At 52.4% G+C, this 20396-nt stretch carries 16 protein-coding genes and 1 tRNA gene; 5 read left to right on the top strand and 12 right to left on the bottom strand.

The annotated features are described in order from the left end of the window. Positions 1-20: 20 nt before the first annotated feature. The 5 genes from FCS97_RS13665 to acs form a co-directional block, all read right to left on the bottom strand. Positions 21-452, bottom strand: coding sequence for a hypothetical protein (locus FCS97_RS13665; RefSeq protein WP_138518986.1), 432 nt, complete (start codon positions 450-452; stop codon positions 21-23). A gap of 68 nt (positions 453-520) precedes the next feature. Further along, positions 521-1495 (bottom strand): hypothetical protein, encoded by a 975-nt coding sequence (locus FCS97_RS13660; RefSeq protein WP_138518985.1) that lies wholly within the window; start codon positions 1493-1495, stop codon positions 521-523. Positions 1496-1770: 275 nt separating this feature from the next. After that, positions 1771-1861 (bottom strand) — tRNA-Ser (locus FCS97_RS13655). Between the two features lie 60 nt (positions 1862-1921). Further along, positions 1922-3976, bottom strand: a complete 2055-nt coding sequence (locus tag FCS97_RS13650; RefSeq protein WP_138518984.1) for a VC_2705 family sodium/solute symporter — start codon at positions 3974-3976, stop codon at positions 1922-1924. An 86-nt stretch (positions 3977-4062) separates the two neighbouring features. Beyond that, positions 4063-6045, bottom strand: coding sequence for an acetate--CoA ligase (gene acs / locus FCS97_RS13645; protein ID WP_138518983.1), 1983 nt, complete (start codon positions 6043-6045; stop codon positions 4063-4065). Positions 6046-6247: 202 nt separating this feature from the next. Between acs and FCS97_RS13640 the strand changes: the two genes are divergently transcribed. Beyond that, the gene (locus FCS97_RS13640; protein WP_138518982.1) at positions 6248-6787 is read left to right on the top strand and encodes a TIGR00645 family protein; all 540 of its coding nucleotides are present in this window, start codon (positions 6248-6250) and stop codon (positions 6785-6787) included. Positions 6788-6821: 34 nt separating this feature from the next. Continuing rightward, positions 6822-8342: a fumarate hydratase gene (locus FCS97_RS13635; protein WP_138518981.1), complete on the top strand. Its 1521-nt coding sequence runs from the start codon at positions 6822-6824 to the stop codon at positions 8340-8342. Positions 8343-8352: 10 nt separating this feature from the next. Here the strand turns inward: FCS97_RS13635 and FCS97_RS13630 are convergent, their stop codons facing one another. Both FCS97_RS13630 and FCS97_RS13625 read right to left on the bottom strand, forming a co-directional pair. After that, positions 8353-9123 (bottom strand): M48 family metalloprotease, encoded by a 771-nt coding sequence (locus tag FCS97_RS13630; RefSeq protein ID WP_138518980.1) that lies wholly within the window; start codon positions 9121-9123, stop codon positions 8353-8355. A gap of 121 nt (positions 9124-9244) precedes the next feature. Further along, positions 9245-11158, bottom strand: a complete 1914-nt coding sequence (locus tag FCS97_RS13625) for a propionate--CoA ligase (RefSeq protein ID WP_138518979.1) — start codon at positions 11156-11158, stop codon at positions 9245-9247. A gap of 175 nt (positions 11159-11333) precedes the next feature. Here FCS97_RS13625 and FCS97_RS13620 point away from each other — a divergent pair, with 175 nt between their 5' ends. Both FCS97_RS13620 and FCS97_RS13615 read left to right on the top strand, forming a co-directional pair. Then, positions 11334-12368 carry an extracellular solute-binding protein gene (locus FCS97_RS13620; protein WP_138518978.1) on the top strand — a complete coding sequence of 345 codons (1035 nt, stop codon included), beginning with the start codon at positions 11334-11336 and terminating at the stop codon, positions 12366-12368. Between the two features lie 130 nt (positions 12369-12498). After that, entirely contained in the window at positions 12499-13158 is a 660-nt protein-coding gene (locus tag FCS97_RS13615) for a TetR/AcrR family transcriptional regulator (protein ID WP_138518977.1), read from the top strand. Positions 13159-13458: 300 nt separating this feature from the next. Here FCS97_RS13615 and FCS97_RS13610 read toward each other — a convergent pair whose 3' ends face one another. The 5 genes from FCS97_RS13610 to trhO all read right to left on the bottom strand — a co-directional run bounded on the left by FCS97_RS13610 (position 13459) and on the right by trhO (position 18935). Continuing rightward, complete coding sequence (locus tag FCS97_RS13610; protein ID WP_138518976.1) at positions 13459-14349, bottom strand: MaoC family dehydratase; 891 nt, start codon at positions 14347-14349, stop codon at positions 13459-13461. Positions 14350-14353: 4 nt separating this feature from the next. Further along, positions 14354-15634: an acetyl-CoA C-acetyltransferase gene (locus FCS97_RS13605; protein ID WP_138518975.1), complete on the bottom strand. Its 1281-nt coding sequence runs from the start codon at positions 15632-15634 to the stop codon at positions 14354-14356. 55 nt (positions 15635-15689) lie between these two features. Next, positions 15690-17129: a 3-oxoacyl-ACP reductase gene (locus tag FCS97_RS13600; protein ID WP_138518974.1), complete on the bottom strand. Its 1440-nt coding sequence runs from the start codon at positions 17127-17129 to the stop codon at positions 15690-15692. Positions 17130-17256: 127 nt separating this feature from the next. Next, positions 17257-17934: a glutathione S-transferase gene (locus FCS97_RS13595; protein WP_138518973.1), complete on the bottom strand. Its 678-nt coding sequence runs from the start codon at positions 17932-17934 to the stop codon at positions 17257-17259. 5 nt (positions 17935-17939) lie between these two features. Then, entirely contained in the window at positions 17940-18935 is a 996-nt protein-coding gene (gene trhO, locus FCS97_RS13590; protein ID WP_138518972.1) for an oxygen-dependent tRNA uridine(34) hydroxylase TrhO, read from the bottom strand. A gap of 154 nt (positions 18936-19089) precedes the next feature. Between trhO and FCS97_RS13585 the strand changes: the two genes are divergently transcribed. After that, positions 19090-20385 (top strand): hemolysin family protein, encoded by a 1296-nt coding sequence (locus FCS97_RS13585; RefSeq protein ID WP_138518971.1) that lies wholly within the window; start codon positions 19090-19092, stop codon positions 20383-20385. The last annotated feature ends 11 nt before the right edge of the window (positions 20386-20396 follow it).

Below are 20396 nucleotides of genomic sequence, written 5' to 3'. Positions count from 1 at the left end.
AAAAGACAATCTTTTTCTTATTAAATAAAACTCCCGATAGTGCTTTGATGATTTGCTTTGTCTTTGTTTCTTTGTTTTACAACTCGCGCAAAAGCTCGAATTTGCAAAACCCAGCTTAATAATTTCAAACTAAGAAAAACTAAGATTGAATATATAAAACCACACAGAGCTGGCAGATATGGCAAAAAGTCGTCGCTTACAAGGGCCTTGAATGCCTGGCTATAGGTGATGTAAAAAATGATTCCAAACAATAAGGCAATCAAACCCATCACAATGACTTTTGGCCGAAGGGAGTTCATTAACACCCTTGCTCGTAACTGCTCTCTAGAACTTAGACCCTCAAGATCCTCAATGCCATCCATTTCTTTAATTAAAAAAATGGCACCTGCCCACATAGCCGCAACTATCAAAAGCAAAAAAGAAAGTGTTTCACCGTCAAAGATATCAGGCATATACTTTCCAGAGAGGTGGAATACCCCAGTTACGATCATCACTAGAAAAGCGCCCAGAAAAACCTGAATCATCCAGTAATTGCCCCATTCTTAGCCAACTCAGCTAACCAATCGTGCATCTGATCAAAAAGCAAACTTTCTACAACAAGTTTCCCAGACATCTGCACATTAAGAACAGAACTCAGCTTCAACTCATGACCCCTGACAATACTTCCATCAGTCAAAGTAAGCCTAGCCTCGTCCCCCTCCAAATCCCTAAGCGACAAGGCCAGATTGTCCAGTAGTTTAATTGCATCCAGTTCCTGCGACCTAGTTCTTTTAGGATATCTAATTTCAATCCAAACCTCTAGGTTCCCATCGAGGATACTATTTTCGAGTTGTAAATCTTTAAATGCACTTCCAGCGATATCCTTGATCATGCTGATCATAGGACCTGAAGGAATAAATTTTGTTAATGAATTTGTCTTTTGAGGATCTGGATTGGCTATTTGCGTTTCCTCAAGCAAGGGCTTTCCAATCTGAATACTTTTTACGTGACTTTTGCGAATTTTTTCTTTGGTTGCTTTTTGCGGCTCGTCGATTAAAGCAAAACCGACTGTCTTTGGAATTAACGAACAACAGTCCCTTAGAAACCAAGCCAGGTGATCTTCTAAGGCGGCAGCCCTCAAACCCAAGCCTTGCACAATCGCCACGTGATTATCAACCACCACAAAATAAAGACTCCCCACAGCTAATTGCTTACCTGTGGGCACAGACATTGCCTCCAGTGTTAGCGTTTGCGCTTTAGGATTCTTATCTAAAACCGCAGGAACCGCCTCGTCATCTACGAAGTTCAAGCGAGCGATGAGCGCTTTGTTTTTAGCTCCTTTATAAGAAATCAACCTAAATGATGAAGCACTTGGACCGTCAGCCTGCATTCGATCCTCAACCAGTAACTTACTCGACAAACCTCTGGTCAACATATCTTGCAAGGTTGTCTTCTGCGGTGCTGAAAACTCTGCGCGACGATACAAAACAGTTTTTTTTGAAGTGCTGTTAGACATTTATTATTTACATCCCGAACGATTTAAGCTTGCCCGATGATCTACACATAATCATCATCTGTCAACGCGCGGACAGGGACTCAAATTGGGGGGAACCAAACAATTACTTTAGGCAGCCAATGGTGTCTGATTGAACTTGAGAGTTGCATCAGAGAAAGGATATTTGTACTAAGAGTCGAGGCAAAAAACCTGCGAAATAGCAATTTGAATAGGAAAGAATTGCACTTATAGGAAATTGGATTTCTGAAACTGCCTTGAAACCCGCATGGATACTGTGGCGGAGAGAGGGGGATTCGAACCCCCGATAGGCTATTAACCTATACACGCTTTCCAGGCGTGCGACTTAAACCACTCATCCATCTCTCCGCGGTAAGCGCGAGAGTATAGCAAAGAATCACCCTGGGTATCCAGTGCATTCTCTGCGCTTTACACTTTTCCTTCCGATTCAGGCAAGCGGAGCACACGCATTACACCGGGCGCTTCATCCTTGCGACCACCCGCCAAAGAAGCCACAACCATGGCCAGCGCACTTAGGGGAATGGTAAACACCCCACTGGCCACACCGCTTAAACCACCAATTTGCACCGCATCAAGGTTAAACAGGGCCATGAACGATGAATTGGTCAGCGCCAAACAAAGGCTTGAACTGACGAAGCCGGTGCCCATGGCCCACAAGGCACCACGGCGTGTGGCACCGCTCCAGAAAATACCTGCTACCAGGGGCACAAACAGGCTTGAAGCCGCCAAAGCAAATGCAGAGCCCACCAGCACCACAATATTGCCGGGTTGCAAGCTGGTAATCCAGGCAGCCATCAAAGCGGCGCTCAGCAGCGCGATTTTCGACATGGTCACACGGCGTTGTGCCGTGGCTTCCGGGTCTAGCACACGGTAGTACAGGTCGTGCGAGAGACTGCCCGCAATCGCCAGCAACAGGCCGTCAGCGGTCGACAGTGCAGCAGCCAGGCCACCGGCTGCAATCAAGCCGGAAAGGAAGAACGGCATGCCTGCAATTTCAGGCGTAATCAGCACCAAAATATCGGGGCTCAAGCCAATTTCAGCGAATTGCACTACCCCGTCCTGATTCACATCCTGCAAGGTAGCCAAGCCGGGTGTAACCCTTGACCACGCAGCAATCCAGTTCGGAATTTCGTTGTAACTCAGGCCCACCAGGTTTTCATACACCACCACTTTGGCAATCACGCTCAGCCACGGCGAGGCCAAATAAATCACCAAAATACAGCCCAAGGCAAACACCACCGACCAACGGGTTTGGGATGCATTCGGCGTGGTGTAAAACCGCATAATGATGTGTGGCAACGCCACGGTTCCGCACATCAAAGTGAAAGCCACCGCCAGAAAACTGACCAAGGCCCGTGAATTCGACAAACCTGAATCATCTTTCACCGAGCCAAAATGCGGCACGCTGGCTTTGACCTTGTCCAGGTAACGTTGCTTTTCCTGACTCCATTTTCGCTTGGCGTCCTGAGGGTCTTTGGGGTAACTGGTCAGCACCCGCTCAGCCGCCTTGATTTCCTGAAAAGTCGAGCCATCGTATCGGGCCAATTCCAGATTCTTGCGACGCGCTTCATACCCTTCTGCCCAAGACGACGGCAGGGTATCAATCAACAACTGATAGCGGTCTGCCTCCCGCAGATAAACACTGCGAACTTCTGCCTCAGCAGGGTCTGCAAAAAACTTGCGCTCCTGCGCACGCACATATTCAGGAAAGCTGGTGGGCCCGCCATCCACAAACCGTTCACTGCTGCCTTTGCCCGTAAAACCGATCAAGGCCACCACGCTGACCATCATGGCCACAATCATGACAATGTATTGCGCAACCGCAGTCCAGGTTACCGCACGCATACCGCCCAAAAACGAGCACACCAAGATACCTGCAAGCCCGAAGAACACGCCAATGCCAAATTCAACGCCCGCAAAACGCGATGTGATCAAACCCACTGCATAAATTTGCGCAATCACATACACGAAAGAAATACTGACTGTGACCAGCACGCAAATCAACCGAACTGTTCTGCCCTTGTCAGCCCCCGCATAACGCGCCGCCAGAAAATCGCCCACCGAGAAAAACGCGAACTTGCGCAGGTAAGGCGCAATCAGCAAGGCGATCAAAACAAAACCGCCGGTCCAACCCACCAACAGCGCTAGTGCTTCAAACCCGCTGTAAAACAGCGTGCCTGCAACGCCAAGAAAGGAAGCTGCGCTCATCCAGTCGGCGGCTGTGGCCATGCCGTTGTACACCGCAGGCACCGTTCGCGAGGCCACAAAATACTCATGCATGTCCGAGGTGCGGCTGAGCAAGCCAATTACGGCATAAGCACCCAGCGTGACGAAGATGAAGAAATAACCGATCCACTGGCGGCCAATGCCATAGTCTTCCATGATGGCCGCACCGGCAATGCACACCAGAAAGCCGAAAGTAAGCACCGAGAAAAACCGGGTCAGGCTGAGCGTGAAACTCATAAGTGCACTCCAGTTGTCTCGATGCTTTCAAACGAAAAAAACCAGTCCACCGAAGTGGAACTGGTTCGAAGAAGAGGCCGGTTCAATTAAAGCGGTTTGCCCAATTGATCCAGAATAGCCGGGTTCTCCAGGGTTGAAGTGTCTTGCGTAATTTGCTCGCCCTTGGCCAGGCTGCGCAGCAAGCGGCGCATAATTTTGCCTGAACGGGTTTTCGGCAAATTGTCACCGAAGCGAATTTCCTTGGGCTTGGCAATCGGGCCAATGTCCTTGCCCACCCAGTTGCGCAAGTCCATGGCAAGTTTCTGCCCTGCTTCGCCAGTGGGGCGGTCGCCCTTCAACACCACAAAAGCCACAATCGCTTCACCGGTCACATCGTCTGGGCGGCCCACCACAGCAGCCTCGGCCACCAGTTCATTGGCCACCAGGGAGCTTTCAATTTCCATGGTACCCATGCGGTGTCCCGACACGTTCAACACATCATCGATACGGCCCATGATGGTGAAGTTGCCACTTGTCTTGTCTCGCACTGCACCGTCGCCAGCCAGGTAAAGCTTGCCACCCAATTCTTCCGGGAAGTAGCTTTTCTTGAAACGCTCGGGGTCGCCCCAAATGGTGCGGATCATGGAAGGCCATGGGCGCTTCACCACCAAAATACCACCCTGTCCATTGGGCAGGTCGCCACCCACTTCATCCACCACCGCAGCCATAATGCCAGGCAAAGGCAAGGTGCATGAGCCAGGCACCAATGGTGTTGCGCCGGGCAGCGGCGTAATCATGTGGCCACCTGTTTCTGTTTGCCAGAAGGTGTCTACGATTGGGCACTTCTCGCCACCCACATTCTTGTAGTACCACATCCAGGCTTCCGGGTTGATGGGCTCGCCCACCGAACCCATCAAGCGCAGGCTCGACAGGTCATAGCTCTTGGGATGAACTTTCTCGTCCGCCTCAGAGGCCTTGATCAATGAACGAATCGCTGTGGGTGCGGTGTAGAAAATGGTGGCGCTGTGGCGCTGAATCATTTCCCAGAAACGGCCAGCGTTGGGATAAGTGGGCACACCCTCAAACACAATTTGTGTCGCGCCTACTGCCAATGGGCCATAGGTAATGTAGGTGTGGCCGGTAATCCATCCAATGTCCGCCGTACACCAGAACACATCATTGGGCTTGATGTCGAAGGTCCATTTCATGGTCAACATGGCCCACAGCAGATAACCTGCCGAGCTGTGCTGCACGCCCTTGGGCTTGCCTGTCGAACCTGAAGTGTAAAGGATGAACAGTGGGTGTTCGGAATCCACCATTTCAGGGGCGCACACATCACTTTGCTTGTCAGCCAGTTCATGCAAATACACATCGCGGCCAGCTTGCATGCCCACATCGGCACCGGTGCGCTTGTACACAATCACATTTTTCACGGCCTCGCAGCCGCCCAGGCTCAGCGCCTCATCCACAATCGCCTTCAGCGGCAACTGCTTGCCACCACGCACTTGCTGGTCGGCGGTGAATACGGCCACTGCGCCGGTGTCCACGATACGGTCTTGCAAGGCTTTGGCTGAGAAGCCACCAAACACCACAGAATGCGTGGCGCCAATGCGCGCGCAAGCCTGCATGGCTGCAACGCCTTCCACACTCATGGGCATGTAAATGACCACGCGGTCGCCTTTTTTCACACCCAGGCTTTTCAGGCCATTGGCAATGCGGCTTACCTTGCCCAACAGTTCCTTGTAAGTCACCTTGGTCACTTCACCGCCGTCGGCTTCGAAAATCAGCGCAACCTTGTCGCCCAAGCCAGCATCCACATTCTTGTCCAGGCAGTTGGCCGACACGTTCAGCTCGCCGCCCGTGAACCATTTGTAAAACGGGGGGTTGGATTCATCCAAAACCTGGCTGTAGGCTTTGGCAAACTGCAGGTTCTCTTTGGCCAAACGTGCCCAGAAACCTTCGAAATCCGTTTCAGCTTCCTTGCACAAGGCCTTGTAAGCATCCATGCCGCCAATTGCAGCACTGCGCTGCCAGTCTGCACTGGGCTCAAACACACGCGTTTCGTGTGACACTGATTCGATCGATGACATCCTGTCCTCCAAGGGTTACTTAGTTTTCTATTAATTTATTTGCATAAACAATAGGCAAAAGCTCTTACTCTCACCTTACACCATGGCGCACCACAGCAATTCGCGTTCCAGCTTGGTGGGAGTAGCGCCAGCCTGACTTGGTTCTGCTATAGTTTGCGCCATCATCCGATCAACCATTGTTGCACTGCACACTTGTCACAAAATGGAACAACACAAAAAACTTCCCCCTCCTTTGGCGCGTCTCATTTTCATGAGCCGCTGGCTGCAACTACCCCTGTATTTGGGCCTGATCGTTGCGCAAGCCGTTTATGTGTACCACTTCCTGATTGAACTGTGGCACCTGGTCGGCGGCGCGATCGAACACACCTTGTCGGAAGCCGGCATCATGCTGATCGTGCTTGGGCTGATCGACGTGGTCATGATTTCCAACCTGCTGATCATGGTAATCGTGGGTGGCTATGAGACATTTATAAGCCGAATGCACCTGGAAAACCATCCCGATCAACCCGAGTGGCTGGACCACGTCAACGCGTCGGTGTTAAAAGTAAAACTGGCCATGGCAATTATCGGGATTTCGTCCATCCACCTGCTGAAAACGTTTATCAACGCTGAGCAGTACGACGAAAAAACCATCATTGCCCAAGCCTCGATTCACGTCATTTTCCTGCTGTCTGCTGTGGCAATTGCGTACTGCGATAAGCTGCTGAATGAATCAGCACATCCCAAAAGCCATCTAAAATAAACAGACAAGCACACCAACCGATCAGGAGCAGTTCATGACCACCATCAAGCAAGAAGACTTCATCAGTTCAATCGCTGATGCCTTCCAGTACATTTCCTATTACCACCCGCTTGATTACATTCAGGCCTTGGGCAAGGCGTATGAACGCGAGGAAAGTGCTGCTGCCAAAGACGCGATTGCTCAAATTTTGACCAACAGCCGCATGTGTGCGGAAGGCAAACGCCCAATTTGCCAGGACACTGGAATTTCTGTGGTTTTCTTGAAAGTGGGCATGAACGTGCGCTGGGAATCCACCATGAGCGTGACCGACATGGTCAATGAAGGCGTACGCCGCGCTTACCTGCACCCTGACAACAAGCTGCGTGCCTCTGTGTTGCTTGACCCCGCCGGCGCGCGCAAAAACAGCAAAGACAACACCCCGGCTGTGATTCACTATGAAATTGTGCCTGGCGACGATGTTGAAGTGATTTGCGCAGCCAAAGGTGGTGGTTCCGAGAACAAATCCAAAATGGTGATGCTCAACCCCTCCGATTCGATTGTGGACTGGGTATTGAAAACCGTGCCCACCATGGGCGCTGGCTGGTGCCCACCCGGTATTTTGGGCATTGGTATTGGCGGTACGCCCGAAAAGGCAATGTTGCTGGCCAAGGAAAGCCTGATGGCCCCCTGCGATATTCATGAATTGCTTGAACGTGGCCCCAGCAACCGCATCGAAGAACTGCGCCTGGAGCTGTACGACAAAGTGAACTCCTTGGGCATTGGCGCGCAAGGCCTGGGCGGCCTGACCACTGTGCTGGATGTGAAAATTCTGGATTACCCAACCCACGCCGCATCATTGCCAATTGCAATGATTCCGAACTGTGCGGCCACACGTCACGTGCATTTCCATTTGCATGGTGACGGCCCCGCCAAGCTGGAAGTGCCCAACTTGGCAGACTGGCCACAAGTCAGCTGGACAGCCGATACCGAAAAAAGCAAACGTGTGAATCTGGACACGCTTACGCCCGAGGAAGTTGCAAGCTGGAAGCCTGGTCAAACCCTGCTGCTGAACGGCAAAATGCTGACCGGGCGCGATGCCGCCCACAAGCGCATTGCTGACATGCTGCAAAAAGGTGAAAAACTGCCTGTGGATTTCACCAACCGCGTGATTTATTACGTGGGCCCGGTCGACCCCGTGCGCGACGAAGCCGTGGGCCCGGCTGGCCCCACCACGGCTACCCGCATGGACAAATTCACCCGCATGATGCTGGAAAAAACAGGCTTGATTGCCATGATCGGCAAGGCAGAGCGTGGCCCAGTCGCCATTGAAGCGATTCGCGACAACAAATCAGCGTATCTGATGGCCGTGGGTGGTGCTGCTTACCTGGTTTCGAAGGCGATTACCAATGCGAAGGTGGTGGGTTTCGAAGACCTGGGCATGGAGGCCATTTACGAGTTCGAGATCAAGGACATGCCAGTGACCGTTGCCGTGGACAGCACCGGTATTTCCGTGCACAACACCGGCCCCAAAGAATGGCAAGCCAAGATCGGAAAAATTCCGGTCAGTGTGGCCTAAGCCTGCAAACCTAAGTACCGCTGGTCTTGCGCCACCACCTTGGCAAGGCGCAGACCAGCACCGCAACAGTCAACAACACCGAAACTTCGAATCCGTGCAGGGTATCGCCCGCATAGCCACCTTCTGTGTCAGAGGCTGGCCAGCTTTCTACTGCCGCTTTCACTGTAGAATCAATTGAATCAATTGGCTGGGTGTAGCTAGGCACCAAGGCTGCCAATACCTCGGCATCGCTTAACTGCGTGGCCAAATCACCGAAAGTGCCCGAGAAATCTTCGGCTTGAATCGACTCTTTTCCAGACTTTATTTTTGCAACTCGCAAAGTACCTTCAGGGTGCTGAATACTCTTGGTTTCACTTAGCAAAAACGAAGCCCCGGCCACAGGGTCATGCCCCAGCCCCAACACCAGCTGGGCGCCCAACAAATCAGCCTCCAACTCCATTTCACGCATCAGCTTGGAATAGTCGCGCTTCATGTCAAACGACAACATGAACTCGTCAAACGTCGAATTCACGCCATACTGCTGCTGAATTTCAAGGGTTTTTTGAGGGTGTTTCAACACCAGGTGGCCGTATTCATGCGCAATCAGAAAAGCCAGTTGATCACTGTTCATGAATTGGATTCGATCAAGCCCGATGGTTAAATTCGCAGCGCCCTGTTCATCAATCCAGGTGCCAACCATGGTGCTGTTTTCAATGAAATGGACTTGCGTGGGTGCACCATCGAAAAAATGGTTGTCGAACAACACGCTGAGCTTGAGCACTTCCAGCGAATGATTTGCCATTCAGTAGCCCTCCCTGAAACGGCCAGTGACAAACCATTAAAACATGTTTTAAAACACAGCACAAAACTGAAACAAGCCCGATTTTACGGGCTTGTTTGAGTGCTTCACACCTGTTCCCTATTCAAACCATGGCGCTCTTGATTTGTGCAAGTGCAGTGGGGTCTTCAATCGTGGTCATGTCGCCAGGATCACGGCCCTCACACACGGCCTGAATCGAGCGGCGCAACAGTTTGCCTGAACGGGTTTTCGGCAATACGTTGACAAAGTAAACCCTTGCTGGCCTGGCCACTGCACCCAACTGTCCATCCACCACTTTCATGATTTCCGATTCCAGCGTTTTGGCTTGTGCGTCATCCACCGCATCAGCCGACTTCAAAATGGCAAACGCCACTGCAACCTGTCCTTTCACCTGGTCAGCCACACCCACCACGGCCACTTCCGCCACAGCCGGGTGCGAAGAAATACTTTCCTCGATTTCGCGAGTGCCCAAGCGGTGACCAGCCACGTTAATCACATCGTCGGTGCGACCAAGAATGAAGAAATATCCATCTTCGTCGCGAATACCCCAATCAAATGTGGAGTACACCTGCCGTGTCTTGAAGCTCGACCAATAGGTTTTCACAAAGCGCTCATCGTCGCCCCACACCGTTTGCATACAACCGGGTGGCAGTGGCCCCTCAATGGCAACCACACCCTTTTCATTGGCTTTGCAAGGCTGCGCTGTGTCTTCATTCAACACATTCACATTGAAACCGAACACGGGCACACCCGGGCTACCCAGCTTGCCCGGCATTTCTTCCACGCCACGCTGTACTGCCAAAATAGGCCAGCCCGTTTCGGTTTGCCAATAATTGTCCACAATCGGTTTTCCGATTGCGCTTGAGATCCAGTCCGACGTGGTTTCATCCAAAGGTTCGCCCGCCAAAAACAACGCTTTGAGCGAACTCAAATCATATTTGCTCAGGTACGCCGGGTCTTGCTTTTTCAGAACCCGAACGGCGGTAGGTGCCGAGAACAACACCGACACTTTGTGATCTTGAACAATCTTCCACCAAATGCCAGCGTCTGGCCGAATGGGCACGCCCTCGTACATCACCGTGGCCATGCCTGCAATCAAGGGGCCATAAATAATGTAGCTGTGCCCCACCACCCAGCCTATGTCGCTGGTGGCAAAAAACGTTTTCCCTTTTTCCCCCATGAAAATGTATTTCATGGACGCAGCCAATGCCACTGCGTATCCACCCACGTCGCGCTGCACACCTTTGGGTTTTCCTGTGGTGCCACTGGTGTACAAAATGTAACTGGTGTCAGTCGCCTGTAGCCAGGTCACGGGCACTTTCGCCGTGGCCAGTTCCTTTCGCAAGCTGGCGTAATCGTGATCGCGTCCGGCGACTGAAGTGAAAGGCACCAAGCCTCGGTTCACCATCAGCACATTGCCTGGCTTGTAACTTGAACGCTCAATGGCCTCATCCAACAGCGGTTTGTACGCCACCGCTTTGCCTGCGCGTGACCCCGCGTCGGCTGACACAATCACTTTCGGCTTCGCATCTTCAATTCGGGACGCCAAACTGTGCGATGCAAAACCGCCAAACACCACCGAATGAATGGCACCAATTCGTGCGCAGGCCAGTATCGCAAAGGTCGCTTCGGGAATCATTGGCATGTAAATCAACACCCTGTCGCCTTTTTTAACACCCATTTTTTGCAGCATCGCGGCTGCTATCTGCACCTCTTGGTGCAATTGGCGAAAGGTGTACACCTTTTCCTGATCCACTTCCGTGGACACGTAAATGAGGGCTGGCTTGTCGCCCAACTGGTCCAGGTGCCGGTCTACAGCGTTGTAACACAGGTTGGTTTCTCCACCCACGTACCAGGCAGCGAAAGGCGGTTTGCTGTCATCCAGCACCTTCTCAAACGGCTTTTGCCAATGAATCAAATCCGCCTGTCGGGCCCAAAAACCCTTGGGATTGCGAATGGATTCATCATACAAATTCTGATAAGTCCCGTTGGACTGGTACTTCGCTTGCTCAACCACAGCACTGTCTCCTCATTCTTGTTGCACTCAATGTAGAAACTCGCGCTTACGACACTCTGACTACCAACAAATTTATTGTTAAACGAGAACACTTCTTGTTACATAAATGATTTCTATTTGCTAGACTATTGAAGTCAAAAGTAACCCAACCACTCTCAGGAAAGTCCTTATCACCATGAATAACACTTTCAAAAAACTGATTTCAGTTTCCATCGCCAGTTTGATTGGCTTCGGCGCCGTGGCCCAGGCCGATGACAAGGTCATCAACCTGTATTCAGCCCGCCATTACTCAACCGATGAGAAAATGTATGAAGACTTCACCAAGCAAACCGGCATTGCCATCAAGCGCCTTGAACTGGGTGATGAGGCCCTGCTGGAGCGCATGCGCAGTGAAGGTGCGCGCAGCCCTGCCGACGTGGTCTTGCTGGTGGATGCAGCCCGCCTCGCCACTGCGCAACAAGATGGTCTGTTTCAACCCGTGAAATCCAAGGTACTTGGCGACAGAATCCCCGCTCAATTCACCGGTGAAAACGGCCTGTGGTACGCATTCTCAGCTCGCAGCCGCGTCATTGTGTACAACAAGGCCAACGTTGACCCCAAATTGGCCCAGAACTACGAAGACTTGGCCAAACCAGCCTTGAAAGGCAAAGTATGCACCCGCACCGGCTCGCACCCCTACATGCTTTCATTGATGAGCAGCATGATCAGCCACTTGGGCGAGAAAGGCGCTGAAACCTGGGCACAAGGCGTTGTGGCCAATATGGCACGCAGCCCCAAGGGTGGCGATACTGACCAAATTCGCGCAGTGGCCTCCGGTGAATGTGGCGTGGCCTTGAGCAACAGCTACTACTGGGTTCGCCTGCTGAACTCCTCCAAACCCGAAGACAAGGAAGTGGTGTCCAAGGTTGGTTTCATTTGGCCAAACCAAAGCAGCTATGGCGTTCACATGAACGTGTCTGGCGGCGCTGTGGCCAAAAATGCCCCCAATCGCGAAGGCGCCATCAAGTTTCTGGAATACCTGGCCAGCGACTCGGCCCAGAAGTACTTCGCCAACGGCAACAATGAATGGCCCACAGTTCCCGGCGTGAAGGTAGACAACCCTGCTTTGGAGTCCTTGGGCCCCTTCAAGCAAGACGTTACACCTGCCAAAACCTTGGCTGCCAACACAGCCTTGTCACAGCAAATCATGGACCGCGTGGGCTACAAGTAAGGCAAATCTGCAACTTACCTACAGTCCCTCTGTAAAAAAGCCCCACACTTTTTGTGGGGCTTTTTTTGTTCACAAAACTGAAAGAAGCTTGTTACACTTCAAAACGTCAATGTAACCGGCTAGTAAATTGGTGAAAAAAGCGAACGACAACAATAAAAACGCAGCGCCTACCCTCGAGACCAAACGCCTGGGCACACGAAAGGTGCCCAAAGAACAACGAATGAGTCAAATTCTGGATGTTGCTGGCTCAGTGTTTTCTCGCCACGGATTCCACTCCACCAGCATGGAGCAAATCGCCGAAGGCGCAGGTGTCACCAAGCCGCTGCTCTACCGCTACTTTGGCTCCAAAGACGCGCTTTACCTCGCCACCATTACACAGGTCGGCAATCACCTCATGTCAGGTTTAAGCTTGCTGATGGCCAACCCCAATCCAAAAGAGCGACTGAAACTGATCATGCTCAGCTTCTTGACGTTTGTAGAACGCCACAGGGATGGTTGGTCGGTGTTGTACAACGAAGCATTGACCAGTGTGGGTCCGGTTGGCGAGAAGGTGGCCTTTTTCCGAAACAGCTTTATTGAAGCCTCGGCCAAAACCATCGAAGAACTCAACGACCCACCCAAAGGCAAGAATGGTGACAAGGCAGGCATTCAGGCCGTTGCCCTGGCCAACATCATGGTAGGGGCGGTTGAAGCGGGTGCCAGGTGGTGGATTCAACACCCGGAAATTCCGATTCGGGACATGCAGAAAATGATCGAAACCAGTTTGATGCCGGGACTTTCCGCGCGATAGCGGTTGTTTCAAAGTTGGATTTGTCGATTGCTTAATGGCATCTGCCAAGTCGCATGCCCTCCCCCGCCTGAAAGCCTGCCCGTAGTTAGTGGAGTGCCAAGGCTTTGCAGCAGCGTTGCATCATTGCGCCGATTCAAGATCAAGTCGCCCGGTTTGATTCGCAGCGAGGGGCGGATCCGCGAGGATCCGATGCGAACACACTTTTGTGTTTCGCATGCCCCAAGCCAGAGTCAAGAAGGGGAATTCGACTTGATTAAGGCGCAATGAGTAACGCGATGCGAAGCCGACACACCGCACCAATCAACTTACAATACTTCCCACCATCAGCACTTTCGAATCACGCTCAGCCAGCACCTCAAACTTCGAAGCACCATCCGCTGTTACGTGCTTCACCGAAATGCCAGACGGCAAAAACACCGGCTGCTTAAACGACAAATCAAACTTGCTTGCGTGCACACCCAAAGCAGCTTCAACAATGCTCAAAGTTTTTGCAGCAGTCCACATGCCATGCACAATCGCTTGCTTGAAACCAAACATTTTCGCGGTTTGCGCGTACAAGTGAATCGGGTTGTAATCGTTCGACACCTTGGCGTATTTACGGCCTTGGTTCTCGGGTACTGTCACAGCAGCATATTGCGCACCAACCGCACTCAATGGCTCAACAGGTGCTGGCTTGGTTGCCGGCTTTGGCATTCCTTTCACACGGCACAAAATGGTCATCACGCTGCTCCAGTGCACTTCTTCACCCACCAAAAACTGCGTGTGCACATCAAATTCCAGGCCCAGTGAAATGCTGCGGGTTTCACCCACAGTCACCACCACATCGTAGGGCACACCGTATTCCAGCGGCTTGCTACATTCAATTGAATTGTGCAAGTGAACCATGCCCAACATCGGCATGGGGTGCTCTGGACGGCTGAGCAAATACATGTGCAATGGGGAAGCCACCACCTGCGGTGCTGTCAAGGAAATTTCATCTTCCTTGAAACCACACACCGCGTTGTACTGGCGCACCCACTCACGGTCGATAAACACTTTCTTCACCCGTGCACCCAGGCGGGCCGCCTGCGTGTCGGGTTTTGGTTTTTTGTTGGACGTGGTGGCAGCCTTCAGCAGCAGCGCCTTGCCATTTGGAAATTCAGACAGCTCGAAAAATTTCGCCGCTGCTTTCAGGGTGTCATTCACGCTCATGATTTCACTTCTCGATAATTGCAGTTACACCGATACCACCGGCTGCACAAATGGAGATCAAGCCTTTGCCGCTGCCTTTCTCATTCAGCAGTTTGGCCAGTGTCGCAATAATGCGGCCGCCTGTGGCTGCGAATGGATGACCCACCGCCAAGGAACCACCTTTCACGTTCAGCTTGCTGCGGTCAATTGAACCCAGCGCGGCATCCAGACCCAGTTTTTCCTTGCAGAACTTGGGATCTTCCCAAGACTTCAATGTACACAAAACCTGCGCGGCAAACGCTTCATGAATTTCATAAAAATCGAAGTCTTGCAGCTTCATGTTGGCTTTCTTCAACATGCGTGGCACCGCGTAGGCCGGGGCCATCAACAAACCTTCTTTGCCCGACACGAAATCAACACCAATCGTTTCGCTGAATGTGAGGTAAGCCAATGGCTGAATGCCACGTGCCTTTGCCCAGTCTTCAGAAGCCAACAACACGGCAGACGCGCCGTCGGTCAACGGTGTGGAGTTACCGGCAGTCATGGTGCCCTTGCCGCTCTTGCGGTCAAACGCGGGCTTCAACCCTTGCAGGCGTTCTACTGAAGAATCGGCGCGCAAGTTGTTGTCGCGGGTCAAACCATTGAAAGGTACCACCAGGTCATCAAAGAAACCTTCTTCGTAGGCCTTGGCGGCTTTCAAGTGGCTGCTTACAGCCAACTCATCCTGCTCTTCGCGGGTAATGCCCCAGGTTTGCGCCATCACTTCACAGTGCGCACCCATGCTCATTTTTGTACGGGGTTCAGCGTTGGCAGGTGGCAGTGGTGCCAGGTGCTTCGGGCGAATTTTCAGCAGGGCAGCCAATTTGCCTTTGGTGTCGCGGGCGCGGTTGGCTTCCAGCAAAATTTTGCGCAGGCCTTCGCTCACTGCGATTGGTGCATCGGTGGTGGTGTCTACACCACCAGCCATGCCCACTTCAATTTGACCCAAGGCAATTTTGTTGGCCACAACGATTGCAGCTTCCAAACCAGTGCCACACGCCTGCTGAATATCAAATGCAGGTGTCATTGGGCTCAGGCCTGAACTCAATACAGATTCACGGCACAGGGAAAAATCGCGGCTGTGCTTCACTACAGCACCAGCAACCACATCGCCCAGTTCTTCACCGTGCAACTGGAATTTGTCGACCACGCCACGGAATGCTGCAGTCAGCATGTCCTGGTTGGATTTACCAATGTAGGCTGTGTTTGAACGTGCAAATGGAATGCGTGAACCGCCAATAATGGCAACGCGACGACCGTGTTTCATAGTTTTCTCCAGATAATTTTTTAATTGCGGGCAGCGTATTCAATTGATAAATAAATTACGCACCCACCAGGTTTTGTCCGCACACACGCAGCGTGGCGCCGTTTACACCCGCAGCCAAGGGGCTGGCCATGAAGGTCACTGCTTCAGCAATGTCCACTGGCAAACCGCCCTGCGACAGGCTGGACAAACGACGTGCCACTTCGCGGGTTACCACAGGAATAGCCGCTGTCATTTGAGTTTCGATAAAGCCAGGCGCAATCGCGTTAATTGAAATGCCCTTGCCTTCCAGTTGCTTGGCCATGGCATCCACATAACCAATCACGGCGCTCTTTGTAGCGGCGTAGTTGGTTTGGCCTGCGTTGCCGGCAATGCCACCAATCGATGAAATACACACAATGCGGGCATTCGCACCGAAGGCATCGCCTGCCAACAATTGGTCGTTACAACGAACAATCGCACCCAGGTTCACATCCAGCACCATGTCCCACAGGTGGGCGGCCATGTTGCGCATCATTTTGTCTCGGGTAATACCAGCGTTGTGAACGATGATGTCGATCTTGCCGCCCTTATTGGCCACTGCGTCAGCCGCAACTGCAGCCAGCTTCTTGCCGGCGTCTGCATCGGTAATGTCCAAGGGGCAGGCAATACCGCCAATGCTGCTCATGGTGGTACCCAACACGCTCTCGTCCGCGGGGCGGTCCACACCAATCACGGTTGCACCTTCACGGGCCAACACTTCGGCAATGGCCGCACCAATGCCGCGTGCAGCGCCGGTGACCACGGCCAGCTTGCCGGTCAATGGCTTTTCGGAAAACGCAGCAACTTTCACACCCTTGGGTGCGCCAACCACGGGCAACACCTGGCCGGTTACGAATGCTGAATGGGGACTCAGGAAAAAGCGCAATGCACCTTCAATGCCATTTTCTGCGCCGGTTTTTACCTGAATCAAATTGGCGGTTGTGCCATTCTTGCCGCTTTCTTTTGCAAGGCTGCGAATGAAACCGGGCAATGACGATTGGGCTGTTTCAGCCAAGGCGTCTTTGCAATCACCGCGTGTGCGACCAATCACCACAATGCGGCTGTTCGATGGCACTTTGCGCAGGCGTGGGTTGAAGAAGTCGTACAACAAACGCAGGTCAGCCACATTGGCAGCGGCTGTTACATCAAGCACATACACGTTCTCGGGCACGCCGTTGTCGGCCTGAGAAATGCTCACTTCCACTTTGGCTTTTGCAGCAGCTTGCTTAATGCCATCCAGACCCGCCAAATCGGCTGACACTTTAATGGACGCGCCCATGGCATTCAAACCCTTCACCACCGCGGTGGCAACCGGGCCAAATGCGCTGGCACCCACCAAAGCATTGGCACTGGCCAACGATTTTTCAGCATAGCCAGCTTTGGCGCGCTTCAACTGTGGGGGCACGGGCAGGCCCAGTGCGGCGGCAATTTGTTTACCTGTGGAGGTGTGAACAAATTCAAGAATTTTGTCGGCCATGAGTCTCGTCCTTCTTATAGGGGGAATGTCTTTTTTCAGGGCTTAGCATAGCCCAGCAAGACAATGTTACTGTTGCGTAACTTGCGAGTGTATAGAAACTTGACCAGAAAATCGTAGAGGGTCGTCTCTAACCCGGAAAGGTTAAAGGTGTGTCGCCGGGTTGCCAAGGGGTGTACTTCACCATGGCTTGTTCCAGCACAGGCGATGCCAAAAAAGCGCTGAGCCACAACTTGAGCGCATCGTAGCCCGCTACAGCATCAAACCAGGCCTCGTCGGCAATTCGAAACTGGCGCACGAAAGGCAAAATTGCATAGTCTGCGAAGCTGGGCCTGTTGCCAAATAGCCATGGGCCTTGTTGCGCCAGTGCTTCATCCCACAGGGTCAGAATTTTCTCACACGCCGCGCGGTGCTCGAGAGGATCGCAGGTGTCGGTGTCCGTGTGGTATCTGTGCGGGTACTTGTAGCGGTCAAGGTTGCGTTTGAACTCGCCGTCGAGCAACGCGATCCATTCATCGCACTGTTGCTGCTGTTCGGCTGTCAACACCAACCAGCTTGCTGGAAAATTCTGACCCACTGCCCAGCACATTACATCCAGGCTTTCATCAATCACTGTACCGTCTTGCAACCAAAGCACCGGCACCGTGCCCTTCGGTGAAATTTCAAGCATGTGAGCAGGTTTTGCACGCAACACCAGTTCGCGTACTTCGACCTTCAAACCAGCAGCCACGATGGCCAACCTTGCGCGCATGGCATAGGGGCAGCGGCGAAAGGTGTACAGCACAGGCAAACCCAGTTGGTGCTCCACCCTATTTACTCCGCATGCGTTTCTTTGGTGGGCATTTCTTTGGGTGGCATCTTGCGGCCAATGTGCTTTTCATTGCGCATTTTGGCCAACTGAATTTGCTTTTGGCGCTCGCCAAAACGCTGCTTTTGATCATCCGTCAATGAATCATAGCAATGCGGACAACCCACGCCCTGAATGTATTTTTCGCTTTGCTTTTCTTCATCCGTGATCGGCATGCGGCAAGCGTGGCACAGGTCGTAATGCCCCACCTGCAAACCGTGGGTCACTGACACCCGCTGGTCAAACACAAAACACTCGCCTTTCCACAAGCTTTGTTCTTCCGGAATTTCTTCCAGGTATTTCAAAATGCCGCCTTCAAGGTGGTAAACCTCGTCGAAACCCTGTTCCAGCATGTACGCAGTCGACTTCTCGCAGCGAATACCACCCGTACAAAACATGGCAATTTTCTTGGGTCGCTGCTCGGCAGGCAGGCTTTTCAAATTCTTTTCAACCCATTCCGGGAATTCACGGAATGTGGTGGTGGCTGGGTCGACTGCGCCCTCAAAAGTACCAATTGCGTACTCGTAATTGTTGCGGGTATCAATCACCAAGGTGTCCGGGTCTTGAATCAGGGCATTCCAGTCGGCAGGTTTTACATAACGGCCCACCAGGCGCTTGGGGTCGATACCGTCTTTGCCCATGGTGACAATCTCGCGCTTCAACTTCACTTTCATCCGCGTGAAGGCCTGTTCGGGTGCAATCGAATACTTGGGTGCCAAATCGGCAAACCGGGCGTCGCTCCACAAGTAATTCATCAATGCAACAATGCCTTCACGTGGCGCACTCACAGTGCCGTTGATCCCCTCTTTGGCCAACAACAAAGTACCCAGCACGCCGTTGCTCGTGCACACCGCTTCAAGACTTGGCTTGATCTCTTCAAAATCGGGCAGGCTGACAAACTTGTACAAGGCAGCGACTACGATTTGGTCAGATTGTGGAATGGTGTCTTCAGTCATCGCCATGGCAATTCTTTCTGTTGATTTAACTTAGCCCGCTATTGTAACCGAGCCCCGGGTTTTACCCAATCAAGCAAAAAGCCAAAGCGACACGGGCTTTGGTAAACTGCTTGCAGCACCGCGATTTGCGGCAGCAATACCCACAAAAAGAACACACAACATGAATGCCTTCTGGATTTTGGTCCTTTTGATTTTGATCTCTGGCTTTTTTGCCTTGTCAGAAATGGCGCTGGCCTCCAGCCGCCGCTCCAAACTACAAGCCATGGCCAATGCAGGCAACCCAAAAGCCCGAATTGCCCTGCAAATCATGGACAACCCAAGCCGCCTTCTGGCCGCCACACAAACCGGCATTACGGCTGCCGCACTTCTCATGGGTATTTATGGAGAATCCGCGCTCACAGCCACCTTTCAGCAGGTCATCGATCAATATGTCCCCGCGCTGACCGATTGGGCCAATGTCATTTCATTCACCGTGACCATTGCCTTGGTTACCGGTTTTTCAATTATTTTTGGTGAAATTGTTCCCAAGCGTCTGGCGATTGCCAACCCGGAACAAGTTGCTGCATTCTGCGCCCCCTTCATGTCGGTATTCCTGAAGCTGCTCAGCCCCGCCATCGCCTTGTTGTCCAAGGGCTCTGATTTGGTGCTCAGTTTCATCCCGTTCAAAGCCGCACCGGCCGTCAGCACTATCGAAGAAATACAGGCTTTTCTGGACGAAGGCGCAAAAACAGGCATGCTGGCCCCCGAAGAACGCCACCTCATGAGCAATGTGCTGCGCTTGGAAGACCGACGCCTGGCCTCGGTCATGACACCGGTCAGCGACATCGCCTATCTTGATCTGCACGCGCCGCGCGAGGACAACCTGCGCTTGCTGCGCGAAGCGCCCCACTCCATGCTGCCCATTTGCAAAGGCAGTTTGCAGCAAGTCATCGGCGTGGCAGAAAGCCACGACATTCTTCAAGCCGCCATGGAAGGCGACATCGACTTCGCGGAAATTCCGCTACAAAACGCGCTGTTTGTGCCAGCTTCGCTCACGCTGGTTGATTTGCTGCGCACATTCCGTCAGCAGAAAAAAACATTTGCATTTGTGGTCAGCGAATTCGGCATGACCGAGGGCATTGTGACCATCGACGATGTTTTATCAAGCGTGGTAGGCGATATGATGCCCATGATGGACACCCCCGAAGAAGCACTGGCCGTAAAACGCGAAGATGGTTCCTGGTTACTCGATGGTTTGCTGCCCATCGATGAAATGAAAATCAAATTGGGCATACGCGACTTGCCCCAAGAAGATTTGGGCAACTTTCATACGGTGGGTGGCTTCGTGTTGGCTTCCCTGGGTCGAATTCCGAAGAAAACCGAGAAATTCGACTGGAACAACTGGCGTTTTGAGGTGGTCGACGTCGACCGAAACAGGGTGGACCAGGTACTGGCCACTCCCAAACAGCCGGGCTAATTCAACACCAG

Origin of the sequence: Limnobacter alexandrii, assembly GCF_005871185.1 — a bacterium.
Lineage (GTDB): Bacteria > Pseudomonadota > Gammaproteobacteria > Burkholderiales > Burkholderiaceae_B > Limnobacter > Limnobacter alexandrii.
Note: the sequence above shows the minus strand (reverse complement) of the source record. Positions and strands in the feature narration are given on the sequence as shown.